At 67.5% G+C, this 15,204-nt stretch carries 20 protein-coding genes; 2 read left to right on the forward strand and 18 right to left on the reverse strand.

Annotated elements, in window-relative coordinates; translation table 11 throughout:
* Positions 1–10 precede the first annotated feature (10 nt).
* The 11 genes from ACIHCX_RS10685 to ACIHCX_RS10735 form a co-directional block, all read right to left on the reverse strand.
* Positions 11–355, reverse strand: a complete 345-nt coding sequence (locus ACIHCX_RS10685) for a hypothetical protein (protein WP_400028543.1) — start codon at positions 353–355, stop codon at positions 11–13.
* A gap of 11 nt (positions 356–366) precedes the next feature.
* Positions 367–813 carry a hypothetical protein gene (locus ACIHCX_RS10690; protein ID WP_400028544.1) on the reverse strand — a complete coding sequence of 149 codons (447 nt, stop codon included), beginning with the start codon at positions 811–813 and terminating at the stop codon, positions 367–369.
* Positions 814–817: 4 nt separating this feature from the next.
* A complete protein-coding gene (locus ACIHCX_RS10695; RefSeq protein WP_400028545.1) occupies positions 818–1,153 on the reverse strand; it encodes a hypothetical protein in 336 nt (111 codons plus the stop codon).
* Positions 1,153–2,208: a major capsid protein gene (locus tag ACIHCX_RS10700; RefSeq protein ID WP_400028546.1), complete on the reverse strand. Its 1,056-nt coding sequence runs from the start codon at positions 2,206–2,208 to the stop codon at positions 1,153–1,155. Before ACIHCX_RS10700 ends, ACIHCX_RS10695 begins: the two co-directional genes overlap by 1 nt.
* A 17-nt stretch (positions 2,209–2,225) precedes the next feature.
* On the reverse strand, positions 2,226–2,615 hold the full coding sequence (locus ACIHCX_RS10705; RefSeq protein ID WP_400028547.1) for a head decoration protein: 390 nt from the start codon (positions 2,613–2,615) through the stop codon (positions 2,226–2,228).
* Positions 2,616–2,636: 21 nt separating this feature from the next.
* Positions 2,637–3,398, reverse strand: a complete 762-nt coding sequence (locus ACIHCX_RS10710; protein ID WP_400028548.1) for a hypothetical protein — start codon at positions 3,396–3,398, stop codon at positions 2,637–2,639.
* 118 nt (positions 3,399–3,516) lie between these two features.
* A complete protein-coding gene (locus tag ACIHCX_RS10715) occupies positions 3,517–4,314 on the reverse strand; it encodes a hypothetical protein (RefSeq protein ID WP_400028549.1) in 798 nt (265 codons plus the stop codon).
* Positions 4,307–5,737 (reverse strand): phage portal protein, encoded by a 1,431-nt coding sequence (locus ACIHCX_RS10720; protein WP_400028550.1) that lies wholly within the window; start codon positions 5,735–5,737, stop codon positions 4,307–4,309. The genes ACIHCX_RS10715 and ACIHCX_RS10720 overlap by 8 nt, the downstream gene beginning before the upstream one ends.
* 16 nt (positions 5,738–5,753) lie before the next feature.
* Entirely contained in the window at positions 5,754–7,430 is a 1,677-nt protein-coding gene (locus tag ACIHCX_RS10725) for a terminase (RefSeq protein ID WP_400028551.1), read from the reverse strand.
* Positions 7,431–7,443: 13 nt separating this feature from the next.
* Positions 7,444–7,923, reverse strand: a complete 480-nt coding sequence (locus ACIHCX_RS10730; protein ID WP_400028552.1) for a hypothetical protein — start codon at positions 7,921–7,923, stop codon at positions 7,444–7,446.
* 59 nt (positions 7,924–7,982) lie between these two features.
* Entirely contained in the window at positions 7,983–8,429 is a 447-nt protein-coding gene (locus ACIHCX_RS10735) for a hypothetical protein (protein WP_400028553.1), read from the reverse strand.
* 174 nt (positions 8,430–8,603) lie between these two features.
* Between ACIHCX_RS10735 and ACIHCX_RS10740 the strand changes: the two genes are divergently transcribed.
* Positions 8,604–9,140: a hypothetical protein gene (locus tag ACIHCX_RS10740; protein ID WP_400028554.1), complete on the forward strand. Its 537-nt coding sequence runs from the start codon at positions 8,604–8,606 to the stop codon at positions 9,138–9,140.
* On the opposite strand, the gene ACIHCX_RS10745 is transcribed toward ACIHCX_RS10740, so the two are convergent.
* The 7 genes from ACIHCX_RS10745 to ACIHCX_RS10775 all read right to left on the reverse strand — a co-directional run bounded on the left by ACIHCX_RS10745 (position 9,121) and on the right by ACIHCX_RS10775 (position 14,165).
* A complete protein-coding gene (locus ACIHCX_RS10745) occupies positions 9,121–9,711 on the reverse strand; it encodes a bifunctional DNA primase/polymerase (protein ID WP_400028555.1) in 591 nt (196 codons plus the stop codon). The genes ACIHCX_RS10740 and ACIHCX_RS10745 overlap by 20 nt on opposite strands.
* A 287-nt stretch (positions 9,712–9,998) precedes the next feature.
* A complete protein-coding gene (locus ACIHCX_RS10750) occupies positions 9,999–10,298 on the reverse strand; it encodes an HNH endonuclease (RefSeq protein WP_400028556.1) in 300 nt (99 codons plus the stop codon).
* On the reverse strand, positions 10,295–10,549 hold the full coding sequence (locus ACIHCX_RS10755; RefSeq protein WP_400028557.1) for a hypothetical protein: 255 nt from the start codon (positions 10,547–10,549) through the stop codon (positions 10,295–10,297). Before ACIHCX_RS10755 ends, ACIHCX_RS10750 begins: the two co-directional genes overlap by 4 nt.
* Before the next feature lie 134 nt (positions 10,550–10,683).
* Positions 10,684–11,055 carry a hypothetical protein gene (locus tag ACIHCX_RS10760; protein WP_400028558.1) on the reverse strand — a complete coding sequence of 124 codons (372 nt, stop codon included), beginning with the start codon at positions 11,053–11,055 and terminating at the stop codon, positions 10,684–10,686.
* A 1,040-nt stretch (positions 11,056–12,095) separates the two neighbouring features.
* Positions 12,096–13,463: a hypothetical protein gene (locus tag ACIHCX_RS10765; protein WP_400028559.1), complete on the reverse strand. Its 1,368-nt coding sequence runs from the start codon at positions 13,461–13,463 to the stop codon at positions 12,096–12,098.
* A 174-nt stretch (positions 13,464–13,637) separates the two neighbouring features.
* Positions 13,638–13,841, reverse strand: coding sequence for a hypothetical protein (locus tag ACIHCX_RS10770; RefSeq protein WP_400028560.1), 204 nt, complete (start codon positions 13,839–13,841; stop codon positions 13,638–13,640).
* A 69-nt stretch (positions 13,842–13,910) separates the two neighbouring features.
* On the reverse strand, positions 13,911–14,165 hold the full coding sequence (locus ACIHCX_RS10775) for a hypothetical protein (protein WP_400028561.1): 255 nt from the start codon (positions 14,163–14,165) through the stop codon (positions 13,911–13,913).
* Positions 14,166–14,325: 160 nt separating this feature from the next.
* Between ACIHCX_RS10775 and ACIHCX_RS10780 the strand changes: the two genes are divergently transcribed.
* Positions 14,326–15,201 carry a hypothetical protein gene (locus ACIHCX_RS10780; protein ID WP_400028562.1) on the forward strand — a complete coding sequence of 292 codons (876 nt, stop codon included), beginning with the start codon at positions 14,326–14,328 and terminating at the stop codon, positions 15,199–15,201.
* Positions 15,202–15,204: the final 3 nt, after the last annotated feature.

A 15,204-nucleotide genomic window follows, 5' to 3' on the forward strand; every position in this document is an offset into this window, starting at 1 on the left:
GCACGGCCGATCACCCCTCGACTGTCTTGAGCCTGATCTCGTAGTGGTGGTGCTCGGTCGGGGTGTACGCCGGTCCGGGCGGCCCGATCACCTCGAACGTGAGCCCTTGCCAGTGCACGCGCGCCGTCCCGTGCACCGTGAGCGGGCTGCCCTCGGTGTCGATCGGGTTGCACACCATCAGCCATTCGCCGATCTGCGCCGACCGCTGGTCGGTGTCCTCGGCGCCCGTGCTCTGCTGCAGCCACGCGTCGACCTCGGCGTGCGTCGTCGCGCCCGGCGACCAGTCGTCGACCGTGTTGTCGTACCGGTCGGTGCGCTTGCCGGGGTGCTCGACGTCGACGAGGTGCGGCAGCATGTCGCCGGGGATCACCACACACCGCCCGCCCACAGTCCGGGCGACGGGTCGTACGGGCTGAGCGGGTACGGGTCCTGTCGCCACCCCGGCAGCCCGTCGTCGCGCACACCGACCGAGTACGCCGCGTCGGCGTCCGGGTCGGTCACGTCCTCGGGCTGCAGTTGCGCGATCTCGTCCTCGGTCAGGTACAGCCCGCCATCTTCGCCGAGCGACTCGCTGTACTGCCCGATCGTGCGCTGCCTGTATCCGCCGGGGTTGGCCATGACCCGACGGACGACCGCGACGCAGATCGCGCGCAGCGTCGCCTCGTCGGGTGTGTGCCCGGCGGGAATGTGCCGCCGCATGATCGCCGACGCGTCGTCGAGGTACGCCTCGACCTGCGCCCGCCGCGGGCTGCCCTCGGCGAGGGTGACGGCGGCGCGCGCCTCGTAGTCTGCGACCGTTGCGAACGCCGCCACGCCCCTACTCCTCTCGCTCGACGACGCCGGCCGCCTCGCACGCCGCGATGATGTCCTCGCGGCTCGCGTCGGCGGCGACCTCGACCTCGTGCTGCTCGGCGAACCTGCGCCATGCGTCGATGCCCGAGCCGCGGCCCGAGCGGGGCGGCGCTTCACCCGTGCTCGTGGGCGACGTGCGCGGGTCGTCGTAGCCGACGCGGGTCGGCTCGTCGCCGGCCTCGCCGCTGTCGTCCTCCCACGCGTGCTCGCCGATCTGCTCGGCGACCTCGGGCGGCACCTCGTCATCGGGCCCGTACGGGTTCCCGCCGACGTGAACGAACGTCTTGAGCCTGCGCGCCATCAGCGAACCACCGCCTTGAGGGTGAGGTTCGGCGTACGCAGAACCGGCATGCCGATTCCCGCGACGTGCGTCCACAGCCGGATCGGGTTCCGCGTCTTGTACGTGGCAGCGACGATGCCCGCCCGCCCGTCGACCGCCGCGTACTCCGGTTCGAGCGCCTCGGCGGTCGTGCCGAGCAGGAACCCGCCGAGGTCGCTGGGCTGCGCCGCGTCGGTCGGGCCCGGTGCGGGCACGAACACGATCGCGTTCGCCGGCAGGATGCGAGTCGCCGTGCCGTCGACGGACACCCGCGCGTCGTTGATCTCGATCGGCGGCAGGTCCATCGAGGCAAGCACGGTGTTGATCTGCTCGACCGACACCATCGGCGCCGACCCGGCCGGCGCGAGCGGGAACACCTGCCTCACGACCTGGTCGCACTGCCGCATGTCGGCGAGGACCGTGCGCGGCATCAGCATGCGGTCGGGCGGCATGCCGTTCGTGTCGATGTACGTCTGCACCCACGACTCAAGGTCGGTGAGCGGCTTCGCGGTCGCGTGATTCGTCCACAGCACGGCCGCGGTCACGCTGTGCTCGGGCTTGCGGCCGAAGTCGACCGGCGGCAGGTTCACGCCGTTCTCGTTGATCGTGAACCGCGCGTCGGCGAGCGCCTCACCCTTGCCGACCTCGAACCGTGCGGCGATCTTCGCGGCGAGCCGGTTCGCGTCTCGCGCGATGAGTCGACGCATCGGGTCGTTGTCGTCCATGTTGCGGACGCGCAGGCTGTCGTACTCGTTGAGCGGGATCGCCTCGGAGATCGGGGGCAGTTCGCCCATGACGTCCGAGACGCCCTCGCGGCGTCCGATACGCGACTCGGCGTCCCACGACCGGTAGACCGCGGTCTCGGTCAGACCGCCCTCGCCGCCCTTGCTGTACCGGTACGTGATGTCGTCGAGCGCGACGTTCGGCAGCCACCTGCCGAGCGTGAACGCGTTCACCTGCTGCTCGCCGAGCGCAACCCGCGTGAGCGGGGTGAGCTCTTCGGGGGCGATGTACGTGTCGTCGAAAACCCAGCTCATCTAGGTCACGTCCTCTCTCAGATGAACCGGATACGGCCGGCGACGTCGGCCTTACCGGCGGCGTCGACGGGGACGGGCAGGCGGGATTCGCGCACCTTGCCGTGCACGAACAGCGCGCCCGAGACGTCGATCGCGTTGTCGGTGGGGGCGCCGACGGCGGCGAACAGGAACCCGACGAGCACCTCGCGCCCGTCGCTCGCCGCGCTGTCGTACGGCCCGAACTTCTTCGTCGCCGTGATCTGCCCGAGCGGAATGCCGCTCTTGAAGTACCCCGCGGGGTAGTGGGGTGCCGGGGTGAACGTCGAGGTGTCGAGGGTGCACGACTCGGTCGCCTGCGTCCCGTGCTCGCTGCCGAGCCACGACTGATCGTCCATCCCGAACGTGCGAACCGTCTGCTGCAGGTTCATGGTTCGGTCTCTCCTTGGGTGTCAGCTCTTCGCAGAGCGCCGCGGCCCGATGTACTGCTCGTACAGCTCTTCGCCGCTTGCTGCCCCGCGCTTGCTCTTGCTGCGGCCGCTCCCGTTACGGGCGCCCTGGTAACCGCTGCTGCGACGACGGCGGCGCGTGTCGCGCTCGTCCTGGTCGTCGTCTTCCTCGTCGTCCTTGCCGGACCGCTTGGGGGCGAGCTTGTCGACGAGCGCGGCGATCGCCTCGTCGTCGACGTCGCCCTCGTCGTCGACGTACTTCTTCAGGTTGATGTCCTCGACGACCTCGCTCGGGTTCGGAATCCGACCCTTTGCCGCCGCGAGGAACGCCGAGCGCGCGATACGCTCGCCGCCCTTCACTCGTTCCTCGGCGCGTGCCGCGGCGACCGCCGCCTCGGACTCGCTCATGCCCTCACGCTTGAGCCGGGCGAGCTCGGCCGCGGCGTCGCCGTTCTTCTTCGCGCGGCTCTCCCACTTGCGCGACGCCTTGAGCCGCTCGGCGATCTGCTGCGGCTTCAGACCATCGGCCTTCCACTGCTTGACGACCGCCGACCACTCGTCGCCGTCGTCCGTGTCGGACTCGTCGCCGTCGTCGTCCTGGTCGTCGTCCTCGTCGCCGTCGTCGTCCTCGTCGTCGTCCTCGGCGCCGCCGCGGATCGGCCACACCGGATACAGCTCGTTCGGGTCCTCGCCGGGGCGCGGCTTACGCCAGCCGACGGCGAGCAGCCCGGTACGGGCGTGACGAGGCAGAGTGCGCGCGTGCATGGTTGTGTCTCCCGTGTCGGGGTGGGGTGAGCCTGTAGGGGTGCGCCGTGTCGGCGCGGTAATCACGAGCCCGTCGAATCCTCGAGACGCGTAGCGAACGCTATGAGGCTCGAGGGTGCTACTTGATGTCGTCCGGACCCGTGAAGTTGTTTCGACGGACCGCGAGCAGCGGCCCGTATTCGCCGTGTTGGCGCGTGATGATCACGTTGCGATAGTCGGGGGCGCGGCCGCCCGCATCCGACTGCCCGACGCCCTTTGCGACGGCGTCGTGCGCCTCGCGCAGCAGCGCCTCGTCGATCACGTGCCCCGGATCCCGGTTGCCGACGAGCGGCTCGGGCTTGCAGTGGCAGCCGGGATGAATCGGCATGAGGTTCTCGACCCGGTACCGCTGCGTCGACGCGATCGTGCACAGCGCGCAGTTCTTCGAGCCGGTGAGCCGGCGCCGGAAGAACCGCACGCCGCCCCGCTGCATCGACTGCTGAGCGGCGTGCGTACGGGCGAGCTGCAGGTCGGTCTCGGTGATCGACAGCAGCCGCGTACGCCCCTCGGCGACCGCCTGCGCGTACGGCTTGCCCTTGCTGAGCGCCGTCCACGTGGTGACGAACGGACGCGCGTACACCTCGGCCGGGTTGACCCCGCGCAGCGCCTCGCCGAGCTGCACACCCGCGGGCGCCCCGGCGCCGCCGAGCATGTCGGCGATCATCGCGGACAGGTACGCGTCGGTGATCTGCCCCATCTGCGCCTGCGCCGCGAGCACGGTCGGCAGCACGTTCTCGATGAACGCCGCGGCGTCGCCGTCGCGGTACGAGCCGAGGCTGTCGAACGCATCGAGCACGAACGAGATCACACGGGCGCGCAGCGACGTCGACAGCGCGTCGTACCGATCGGTGAGCGCCGTCTGCAGTGCCTCACCCACCGGTCACCCCCTGGTCGGGCAGGTTGCCCGCGGTCGGCGCCGGGTTCGCCGGCAGCAGCGACGCGGCGAGCAGCGCCTGCGAGGCTGCGCCCGCCGTGATCCTGCGTACCTGTTGGGGCGTCTCGCCGAGCCGCTCGGCGAGGACGTCGAGCGGATACCCGACCGCCTTGAGCTTGGTCGCCGCGTCCGCCTGCACGGCCGGTGACAGGTACTGCGGGTCGGCCCACCGCACGGTGGCCTCGGTGTAGTCCTCGGGCACGCCGGCCTGCGCCGCGGCGAGGCTCATCACGTCTTCGAGCCCCTCACCGAAACTCGCGATGTGTTCGCGGCACTTCGCGACATGCATGATGTCCAACCCGGCGACCGTGTCGGCGCTGATGTTGACCAGGTCGCCGGCGTAGTAGTACGCGGGTGTCTGACTGATGATCAGCATGTCGCGCACGTCACTCGCGTGCTCTTCGAGGAACGGGCGCAGGTCGGTCGCTTCGAACTGCCCGAACTGCGCTTGCTCGCCCTCGCTCACCCATATGTTGTCGGGTCCGGGTACGAACGGCTGCTCGACCGTGATGAGCCCGGTCTCGGGGTCGCGCTTTTTCGCGAACTTGTGACCCTTGATCCACTTCTGACGGAACCCGGTGTACCGCGACGCTCCCATGCGGTTGAGCACGCCGAGGTTTACCCGATCCTGCCCGTCCATGACGCACGCGAACTCGGGCTCGGGATCCTCGCCGAGATCCGGCATGCGAGCGAACTCGACGAGCGGCATCCTGCCGAGGTCGTGCGGCTCGCCGTCGTCGCTGCGACCGAGGTACACCCACGAATCCGGGCCCCACGGCAGTCGGCCGCCGCTGCGTTCCTTCGTCCGGTACGGAAAGCTGCGGTCGTCGTAGAACACCCGCGCATACCCGTAGCCGTCGAGGTCGTTGTGCCACGCCTTCAACCCGACGACCGGCTCGCCGGTCTCGGGGTCGTACTCGACGACGCACTCGCTCGGATGCTCAGGAGTGATCAGCGGGCTCGGCCGCCCGTTGTCCTCGGTGCGGGTCGGGTGCGGACCGACGAGCATGTACCCCGTCGACTGCGCCATCGCCAGTCGCCAAACGAGTTTCTGCCTGCTGTCGATCCGGTTCATCTGCCACCATCGCGACGCTTGCTCGTCGGGCTCGCCGTCCGGGCCGATGACACCGAGCGCGAACAATCGGTGCACCGTGGCGTTCGCGATCACGACGCACAGGTTCGTGCGTGCTTTCTTCTGGAACTCGACGAACGCCTCTTGCGCGTTCTTCGGCAGCATCGGCAGCGGCGGCCGGCCGCGGTAGTACCGCCACCACTCGTCGAGCACACCCGCGCGCTTCCGCATGCGCCGCCCGAGGCGCAGCAGCATGAAATCGGGATTGTCGAGATCCGGCGTCTCGTCGAGCACGGTCGCCCCCTTCCTGTCAGAACGTGCCGCCGAACATTTCCTCGTCCTCGACCGCGACGCCCTTCGCGATCGCGTCGAGGCGGCACTGCCACGCGAGCACCGCGGCGACCGCGGCGTCGATCTTGTGCGGCGAGTCGGGGTGCGCCTTGCCGATCTGCAGGCCCGAACGGCTCGGCCGCCGCCGCGCGTTGACCAGGTGTCGCACGAGCGCCGACGAGCCGTCGTGCGTGAGCTCGCCCTCGGTGAGCGCCGTGTGAAACTTCTCCAGCGCCCGGACGATCAGCGTCGACCGGCCGCCGGTCATCCACCACTCGACGGGATGGTTCCGGGTCGCCTGCACCTGCAGCCGCGGCCCGTACGCCGCCTCCCAATCCGCGACGTGCGATTCCCACTTGGCGGGGTCGGCGTAGAAACCCACGACGTCGTACGTCTCGAACGCCTCGTGCACCGCGGCGAGCACCTCGACGACCGGCACCTGCCACTCGATCGGTTTGCCGTCCGGCCCGATCAGCCGCCGCTCGGGCTGCTCCCACACACCGATCGTGAACAGGTGCCCGTCGCTGAGCCTGCAGCCGATCAGCGCGGTCGCGTCGGTCACGCCGCGCGAGCGCTTCCGCGAGCCGTCGAACCCGAGCACGATCCGGTCGCCGGGCTGCAGGCTCTTGCCGAGGTCGGACGACGCGCGCACCTCGGGCTCGGTCAACCATGCATCCGACGCGTGCGTGATCTGGTTGAGCAAGTCGGACCGAAGATCCTGCGGCTCGTTCGACGTGTCGTAGAACTCGCTCGTGAGCCGCTCGATCGGCGACCACCCCGGCTCGCACGGCGGGTCGTGCAGCACGCACCCGTCGGCGTGATCCGAGCTGCAGCCGTACGCGTACCGCAGCCCGGCGACGATCGACCGCTCGTCGGTCATGTCCGTGTCCGGCGGCGCCTCGCGATGGTCGGCGAGGATGCCCCGCGCCCGCGACCGCCCGTCGATGATCGCCTGATAGTCGGCCGCCGACTGCTCAGCGACGCTGCCCTCGCCGGGCGTGTACGCGTTCGGCGTCTCGATCAGGCTGCCGCCCAGCTTCGCGGCGTTGAACCTCATGACTTTGGCCAACTTGACGCCGCCGTTCGACGCCTTCCATTCCTCGGTCTGGTCGAGCGACGCGAAGCACGCCGGGTCACCCTTTGCCGAGGTCGCGCTCGACGTGATCGGGCTGATCTCGCCGCGCGGTAGATAGATCACGGTGTCGAGGACGTCGAGCCCGTAGTCGGTCGACAGCGACCGGCCGCGCGCCATCTCCAGTAGCGGAATCCACGTGTTGTCGGTCTGGTCCTCGGTCACCGCGGCGATACGCACGAGCGGCGTACGCAGCGAATGCCACGGCCGGCCGACCGGCTCGCCGTCGGCGTCGAACCCGTCGGCGACGACGTCGGCGCACGCCTCGGCGAGCGCGATCGCCCCAACAAACGGGCTCTTGCCCCACCCTCGCGGCCGCGACAACAGCGCGCGGTGAATGACCCGCCGACCGGTGACGGGGTGCACCTCGTAGAACTTGAGTAGGAACTCGGCTTGCTCCTGCGTCGGGATGAACTCGGCGCCGTCGTCGCGACCAGGCTGCGCAAGGTTCTCGATCATCCAGTCGAGGACGTAGTACCCGAGCGTCGGCCGCTCGCCGTCGTATTCGGGACCCCGCCACGGCATGACGAACCCCCGACTACCCCTTGCCCTGGTCGGCCTTACCGCCCGGCATCATGCGCAGGTTCCCGTACCGCTCACGCGCCGACGGACCGCCCGAACTGCCGCGCCCCTGGTCGGCGCCGTCCGCCTCGGCGAACACCATGCGCAGCCGTGCCCGGTCCGCGGGCGTCGCGCCGAACGCGGCGACGCGCAGCCGCAGTTCGGCCGCCGCCGACAGCTCACCTCGCCACAGCCGCGCGTGAATCAGGGCGGTGTCGAGTAGGTACTGCCAGTCGGACGACCCGAAATGGTCGGACTGCGGCGAGTCGATCCACATCTGCCACCACTCGCGCGTGCGCTCGGGCCACACGAACTCGACGAGCTCGCCGTCGCGCTCGATGCGGAACTCGGGCAGCTCGGGCGCCTCGGCGCGCTCCCACCTGAGCACGGTCTGCGCGACCGGGTCGGCGTTGCGCCGCACCTTACGCGCCTTCGGGGGCGGTCCGTTGCCTGCCATGTGGTGTACCTCCCGTGTCGGGTGCGCCGCAGCACACCCGTGTCGGGAGGCAGCGGGCATCAGTACTGATCGAGCTTGAGCCAGGGATCGACGTGCAGTTTCGCGGCTTCGGCGTCCATGGCTTTGGCTGAGAGACGAATGTTCAAAATGGCTGCTGCGCTGGTCGACTCGTCGACCCGTTCGAGGATCGCCGTACGCGACGTCAGCACCGCTTTTGACCACAACTCGGCCGCATCCGCAAAGTCTTGCGTTTCAGCGGGCGCCCGCTGTGCGAGCTTGGCAAGCCGTTCATGCTCGACCTGCGCGACCAACTGCACGTTTTCGATCTCGTCGTGCGCGTTGCCAGTCTTGACGGCTGCCGTCTCTTCCTTCATGGCGTCCTGCAGAACGCGTACAGCCTGTGCTACGTCGGACGCCGACTTGTCGCGCTCAGCGTTACCGCCGCCGCACCCGGCCAACGTCGCTGCAGCGACCACACCGACGAACGCTATCCGTACCTTCTTCACGGCTCCCCCCAGAGCAACACACGTCGCGAGAGGGCAGTTTAGCGTCGCAGCGCAGGCAACAGCGCGTCGAGGACGGGCTGCAATGGGTACGGTACCTCTGTGGAACTACCGGGGGCAGCGGCGCTTTGGACAGTTGGGTCATTCCTGCTTGGGCAAGGTGTTGTGTTCGGAGGCGTGCTGATCAACAACGCGTCCCAAGCGCGGCGCGAGCGAGCAGCGCGGGAGGCCGAGCGGCAGCGGGTCCACGCGGAACGACGAGAAGCCTTCGAGCTCGCGCACCTGCAAGATCTTCATGCAGAGCTCACTGAACTGCTGCTCGTCGCCGAAACCCGCGTCCTCCGGTCGTGTTCCTGGCACCGGCTGCTCGACACCCCTGAGAGGCGCGCGGACCAAAATGGCCGGGAACGATTCGAGCGACTGGAAGCCTCGGCGACCGAGTTGAAGCGCACCACGAATCAGCATGTCGAAAAGATCAACCGGCTCACGGGGCTTGTGATCCCCGATCGCCTGCGCACCCTCGTGGGCAACGCCTGCGGGCGGTACGAGTACCTGGCAGAGATGATTGCCGACGATGGGCCCGACAGGACCGAGGCGGCCCTGCCTGGTGTGATTGACCAGCTTCACGGCGCGCAGGGCCATGTCGCCGCGCGGATCAGGGACATCTACGTATCGGCCGAGAACCTGCACGGCTCTACAACAGTGCGTCGATGACGTGCTGCAGGTCGCCGAGCCGGCGAGGCGTGGCGCCCCACGTCCGACCCGTGACCGCGATGTACCGGCCGATCGCGTACATCTCGACCGACCCTGAACCGACCGTCAGTCGGCGGCCGCTGCTCGGTAGCGCGCCGCGGCCCCACACGTGCAGGCCCGTACCGGACGCCGACACCTCGACCCACGTCGCGCCGGCCGCCTCGACGAGGCGCTGCGCCCACGGCAGTAGTTCGCCGTCGACGAGCGCGTGATCGAGGTCGAGGCAGACGACGCCGTCGCCGTCGAGGACGAACCCAAGCCCGGCGCCAGCGGTCGACGCCGCGGCGTAGGCGTACCGCGACCAGGTCGACGGGTCCGTGCTGCTCGCGACGTCGCCGTGCACTGTAAGCGGCACCTTGCGCGAGGTGCGCCGGACCCATCGCGGCCGGCTCGTGAGCTCGGCCGGGATCGTCTTCCGTGCGCGGCACGCCGCGGTGCGGCAGCGGCCCGAGCAGTACCGGGCATCGCGCCGGGCAGTGATCGGCAGCGGCTCGCGGCACGGCTCGTGCTGGCAGCGGGGCGTCGTCGACATGCCCCCATCGTACCGGCTGTAACGGCTATAGCGCTCTGACCTGCATGTATCAGGTTCGTATCGGGAGTGCGACCGGCTGAGAGGCGATCTGCGGCACCCCTACCGCGCGCCATCAAATCAGCCGGCCGCATCCCTGCCCGCCCGCCAGCGGACCGCCCACGCCCCGCAGCGTGGCCGTTTTCCCCAGACCCGTACAGGGCCAGAGCCCCAGCACCTCCCGGAGCCCAGACCGGGGGCGGGGGGAGTCACCCCCCAGGGGGGCGGGGCGATCTCGGCTCGGGCTCTGGTCAGATCAGACCGGGGTGACGTTCCTTCGGCCGCTGCATGCGGACCGCCCACCGTGCCGCGTTGCCCTCGCGGCTGCTCTTGATCGCATGGTGGTCGCGGCATAGCGCCTGCAGGTTCTCGTACCGGTGATCGTCGCCGGGCGTGATGTGGTCGACGTCGGTCGCCGTGCGGCCGCAGATGGTGCGCTGCTCGCGCCACCTGCACCGGTACTCGTCGCGTGCGAGGACGTATGCCCGGCGCTCGGGCCAGTCGGCGGGCAGCTCGTGCCGTCTGTTGCTGCCTTCCCATCGGCCGCTCATGCGTCGTCGTCCTCGTCGTCCTGGTCGCGTCCGTCGTCGTACGGCTCGGCTCGTTCGGTGCTGCTGTCGAGGCTGACGCCGTCGAGGTCGCGGCCGAACCCGAACGGCTGCTGCTGCTCGGTCTGTTCGTCGGCTGTCGTGCCGCGCAGTCGGTCGAGCAGTCGGCCGGCTGTGGCCTCGACGTCGGGCAGCTGTACGCCGCGTGCGTCGATCTCGATCTCGTGTGTGCCGTCGGTGAGGTGTACGCGCATGGGGCGGTGTCCTCTCGACGGGGGTCGACCGAGGGGGGTGTCGACGAGGGGGGGTGTCGGTCGACGGGGGGTGTCGACCGAGGGGGGTGTCGCTGTGGGGCGGGGGATCTGCGTGCCGCCCCGGTCGGTGTGGGCTAGTTGATGCCGGTCGCCTCGCCGTTGACGAGGGTCGCGAACACGCGCGCCTGCGGTTCCTTCTTCGCCGCTACCGGATAGAGGATCACGCCGTCGGGGTGCTCGACCGTGATGTACAGCTTCTGCTCATCCTTCTTCAGCCACAGCGCGAAGATCCCGGTAAGCGCGACCCGCGTCGCGGTGATCCGCTTCTTCGCCGTCTCGCCGAGTTCGATGGTCACCTTCGATCCCTCGACGGGGATCGACGCTTGCCCGGCCTGATGGAACTTGCCGCCGATGACGGTTACGCCGGCTGCTGCGGCTGCAACGCGTATGCGGCTGAGCCGCTTTGCTGCTGCCTTCTCCTCGTCGGTCTTCTTCCTGCCGAACATGGTGTGCGCCCCTTCGTGGTGGTTCTGGGTGAAGGGTCCATGGTGCCGCGTGAGTTCGGCGGGGCGGTAGTGCCCGCGCAGTGCAGGGTCGCAGCCAGCAACCCGCACTTGTCTCGTGTGTGTCCTGCACTGCGCGGAGTGGGGGTGGCGCCGCCTCGGGCTGGTGAGGCGGCGCCGTGTCCTGCCCACGGGGGGAAGGTGGGCCGGACAGGTGGGGGAATGAGCAGCGCCCCCGGCCGGTGTCGGCGTCGGGGGCGCTGTGGTGTCTGTGGCGACTTCGGCGGGTGGGCAGCCGTCGTCTGCGGTCTCAGAGTGCGACAGCCGCGGGGGTTTTGCAAGCGGTTCGAGGCGGGGTGGTGGCAGAGAGAGCTCGATTGCGCGCCCGCCCACTACCGGTAGTTGCTCTCTCTACAGCCACCACAGACCGGAGGGGAGGGGAGGGGAACACGCGCGCGCGTAGGGACCGGGGAGTCCCCTCGGGACAGATCGCGTTGACCTGCGAGGACGTGATTTTTTTGACGATAGATGTACGCTGCATTTCATCTCATTTTGCGTCGCGTTTCTCTTCAAAATGAGTTCGGAATGCGCGCGGAATGCCTCGCGCCAGGGTCGGACGGGGCGTCAGAGCACCGCTCTTACCGCCCGGTAGAAATGTGTCGGGATTCACATTCAAGGTGTGTCCGAATCGCCCTGATTACTAGAGTCGGGACACAGCGACGCCCTGCCCGGCAGGTGCCGAACGGGGCGTCGGATGGTTCGTCAAGAGGTGTGCAGTCATGGCTCGTCGGGCCAGACGGCGAGCGTCTCGCCGCTTTCCTCGTCGACGAGGGCGATACGGGCGCCGGGCCGGCCGTGCTCGCCAACTCATGCCGTGAACTTGCGGCGCGCGGTCGCCTCACTTTGCCACCAGCCGTGCACCATGGCGCCGCTGGCCAGGGGCAGGCCGAGGTGGAAGCGGCCCGGCTCAGCCATGGTCCGATCCTCCCCTCGATCCGGTTGCCACGGGGTGTTACAGCCCCTCCGGTGTCATCGTCGCTAGTTTATTCCTTCTTCTTTTGTTGACTTGTTTCCTCGATGATCCGCGTGGCTGTGCTGATACGTTCGCTCGCGTGCGGGTCCACTGCTGCCGCAAGCAAGGTGGCGAGGAGTGCAATTGGAAATTGCAACCCACCTTCCTGAAGAGCGGTGGGGGTACCTGGAATGCTTCCTTTCAGGAAAGCGATCATCGTTATGATGATTGCGATGGCAGTGATTGTTCGCAGAGCTCTAATGAGCTTTTTCCTTAGGCGGGTACGAGGAGTGGCGCCTTCCATTGCCATTGCGCGCCAGTTGCCGTCTGTTGCATTAACCAAAGCCGAGGAGAATGCCTCCCTGGCGTCGCTGGAAGCGGATATTCCCTGCGTTCGAACGTGCAGCATCCAGTTTCGTGCTGCGGCTGCCATTCCGTCGGCCATGATGTCCATTTTGGAATCAGTGACCTTGTCTCCGATATGCATAGATCGGCGCCATGGTCCTTCAAAGATGCGCGCTAGCGACTGCAGACGGTAGGTGATCTCATTCTTGAAGTGTGCTGCGACGTAGAGATCGCGTGGCTCGATTGTGCCTGATTGACGCCTGCCTGTGGTTTCCACGAGACGGCAGAGCTGATTTATGCGTAGAAGTTCATCGACGACGACCGACTGATATTCGTCACCATCCGCGACTATGATGGAAGTCGTGAAAGCGGCCAGGCCGAAGCGTCCTAGGCCATAAAACACCGCCATTCCGACTGCCGGTTTCAGCAGAGAGACGACTCTTGATATGGACTGCATCTCGTCGATTCGAGCGACGTTGGAATCCCATTGCTGCCAACCCGTAGTTACTGGTAGCTGGATCGCCGCCTCGATCTCCGTAGGCCATGCCGAGTGTGCGCCATTAATGGCGTAGGAGCACAGTGTGAGCCCGAACGCCACGACAAAAATGGCGTAATTGCTTCGCATCGCGAGGGCCTTGTGAGTCTTGCGAATCAGGACCATGACTGCGATCAGAAGGGCACCCCTGAAGGCTAGTGTCGCGCCGTTTGGTGAATTCAGGAAGTCGTACGCCGGTGGAATAAAGGCCAAGCCGAGCAAGGGCACAAATATCGTCCACAGGAAAACTCGACGTTCGCTAATGATGTCGCGTATGGCTTGGGGAGTTGCCTTCTTAGTTGCAGTTATGGTGACGTGCGCTTCTACTTGAGGTGTGATTCGCTCGCGCTCATCTGGGGTCAGGGCTTCTATGAAGGTCACATGCAAGACGCGTTGAGATACGTAGTCATCTATTATCTCGGTGCACCGGTGATCGAATTCTTGAATGGCCACTCTGACGGCGGTGAGTTCAGAACGAAACCACCTCGCGAATGAACGTAATAGCAGCCATATCGTCATCGTGGGCTCCCCCTGCCGAGTACCGGATGTGCTGGTTACGAGAGCAGCCTAAGGTTCTGGCTCGCTTCGATGGGCTCCAATGGCCAGTCGAGGGTGGTTTTCGTGGGCGCATAGGTGCACCCAGCCCGGCAGGTGCCGAACGGGGCGTCGGATGGTTCGTCAAGAGGTGTGCAGTCATGGCTCGTCGGGCCAGACGGCGAGCGTCTCGCCGCTTTCCTCGTCGACGAGGGCGATACGGGCGCCGGGCCGGCCGTGCTCGCCAACCCATGCCGTGAACTTGCGGCGCGCGGTCGGCTCACTTGACCACCAACCATGAACCGTGCCGCCACCCGTCGCCGGGGTGAGGGTGAGGTGATAGCGGCCGGGCTCATCAGTCATGGGGCGATCCTCTTACGACGACGCCCCGCCCGGCGAGTGCCGGACGGGGCGTCAAGGGGTGCGCAATAGCTACTCGGCAGCGTCCTCGCGTGCCGTACGCAACGCGGCGCCGAGGTCGCGTACGCCGCGGGCGCCGAGCGGGTACTCGATACCTGCCTCGACGAGCGCCTCGTCGACGGCTGCGAGTTCGGCGCGCAGCCGGGCGAGCTCGTCGTCGCGTGCCTCGGGCGTGCGCAGCGCGTCGACCAGGTGCACGAACACGTCGATGTTCTCGTCGGCGATGTCGAGCCGTTCGGCCGCCTCGTACGGGGTGAGCTTAGGCATGGGGTGATTCTCCTACGACTGCGCCCCGCCCGGTGAGGTGTTGAATGGGGCGTTGACGGATCGTCAAGAGCCGTGCGGGCTGCTCGCCGCTCTCCGTAGAATCGTGGGCTGGTCCGCTGCCCGCGCCGGCACGGTTGGGTCGGGCGCATAGGGGGTTTGCATGCTGTCATGGTGGGACGGCGTCTTTGTGCCGCTTCTCTGCTTCGCTGGGGGCTTGGCCCTTGAATGGGGCCTGCGCACCTTGCGGGCAATCTTGGAGCAGTCGTTCGAGCGTGAGCGCGTTGCCGTCGCGCAACGTATGCAGGATGCGTACAGCGAGTGGCGGCTACGGCGAAGCCCCCAACCTACCGGGGAGGGGTTGGTTATTACCCAACGCCGCGTTACCCAACACGCAAGAGGCGGCGGGTTCATCTCTCAAACTGATGAACCGGAAGCGGATGGCGATGCAGAGCCGCGACCGGTTCCTCCGCCCCCTCCCCGCGCGGAGCAACCGGCAGCGTCTTCGCCGCCTCCTACTGATCCAAACAGTACTTCTCCGGCGCCAAGAGCGGTCGCTGCGGACGATGAGGATCAATTTGCGACGGTCCTGATCGAGTACTACTCATACGGACTTACACAGGCCAAACGCAGCTTCAACACAAGCCAGTTCATCTCGGCTATTGGCGTCGCAGTGATCCTTTTCGGTGTCGTTCTAGCCATCTGGCGCGCTGAAACGACGGGCGGCATGTTCGCGTCGATCGTGACGAGCGGCGCTGGTGTCATTTCGACCGTGATCGGTCAGTTGGTGCACCGTCGGGCGGATATAGCTCTGAAACACATGGCTGATCAAACCGAGTCTCTGCGGGCCGACATGCGCGCCGAGCGGTCTGGAGATCAAGCGATTGCGCTGCTCGACCAGGTGACGGACCCGGAGGTGAAGACTCGACTGCAGGCGGGGTTGATCATGAAGCTGTCAGGGGCGAAGATGCCTGACACCGGCGCGCCTTCGCCTAACAGCGTGGTCCGTGCGCCCCATGGAGAGGTGGCAGAGCGGTGAGTT

The organism is Streptomyces sp. NPDC052043 (genome assembly GCF_044548235.1).
Taxonomy (GTDB): Bacteria; Actinomycetota; Actinomycetes; order Streptomycetales; family Streptomycetaceae; genus Streptomyces.

Bases quoted from the DNA above. Each gene is read 5' to 3' on its own strand.
- ACIHCX_RS10685 (WP_400028543.1), bottom strand. From the start codon at position 355: ATGCTGCCGCACCTCGTCGACGTCGAGCACCCCGGCAAGCGCACCGAC.
- ACIHCX_RS10695 (WP_400028545.1), bottom strand. From the start codon at position 1,153: ATGGCGCGCAGGCTCAAGACGTTCGTTCACGTCGGCGGGAACCCGTAC.
- ACIHCX_RS10700 (WP_400028546.1), bottom strand. From the start codon at position 2,208: ATGAGCTGGGTTTTCGACGACACGTACATCGCCCCCGAAGAGCTCACC.
- ACIHCX_RS10705 (WP_400028547.1), bottom strand. From the start codon at position 2,615: ATGAACCTGCAGCAGACGGTTCGCACGTTCGGGATGGACGATCAGTCG.
- ACIHCX_RS10710 (WP_400028548.1), bottom strand. From the start codon at position 3,398: ATGCACGCGCGCACTCTGCCTCGTCACGCCCGTACCGGGCTGCTCGCC.
- ACIHCX_RS10725 (WP_400028551.1), bottom strand. From the start codon at position 7,430: ATGCCGTGGCGGGGTCCCGAATACGACGGCGAGCGGCCGACGCTCGGG.
- ACIHCX_RS10730 (WP_400028552.1), bottom strand. From the start codon at position 7,923: ATGGCAGGCAACGGACCGCCCCCGAAGGCGCGTAAGGTGCGGCGCAAC.
- ACIHCX_RS10745 (WP_400028555.1), bottom strand. From the start codon at position 9,711: ATGTCGACGACGCCCCGCTGCCAGCACGAGCCGTGCCGCGAGCCGCTG.
- ACIHCX_RS10750 (WP_400028556.1), bottom strand. From the start codon at position 10,298: ATGAGCGGCCGATGGGAAGGCAGCAACAGACGGCACGAGCTGCCCGCC.
- ACIHCX_RS10755 (WP_400028557.1), bottom strand. From the start codon at position 10,549: ATGCGCGTACACCTCACCGACGGCACACACGAGATCGAGATCGACGCA.
- ACIHCX_RS10760 (WP_400028558.1), bottom strand. From the start codon at position 11,055: ATGTTCGGCAGGAAGAAGACCGACGAGGAGAAGGCAGCAGCAAAGCGG.
- ACIHCX_RS10765 (WP_400028559.1), bottom strand. From the start codon at position 13,463: ATGACGATATGGCTGCTATTACGTTCATTCGCGAGGTGGTTTCGTTCT.
- ACIHCX_RS10770 (WP_400028560.1), bottom strand. From the start codon at position 13,841: ATGACTGATGAGCCCGGCCGCTATCACCTCACCCTCACCCCGGCGACG.
- ACIHCX_RS10775 (WP_400028561.1), bottom strand. From the start codon at position 14,165: ATGCCTAAGCTCACCCCGTACGAGGCGGCCGAACGGCTCGACATCGCC.
- ACIHCX_RS10780 (WP_400028562.1), top strand. From the start codon at position 14,326: ATGCTGTCATGGTGGGACGGCGTCTTTGTGCCGCTTCTCTGCTTCGCT.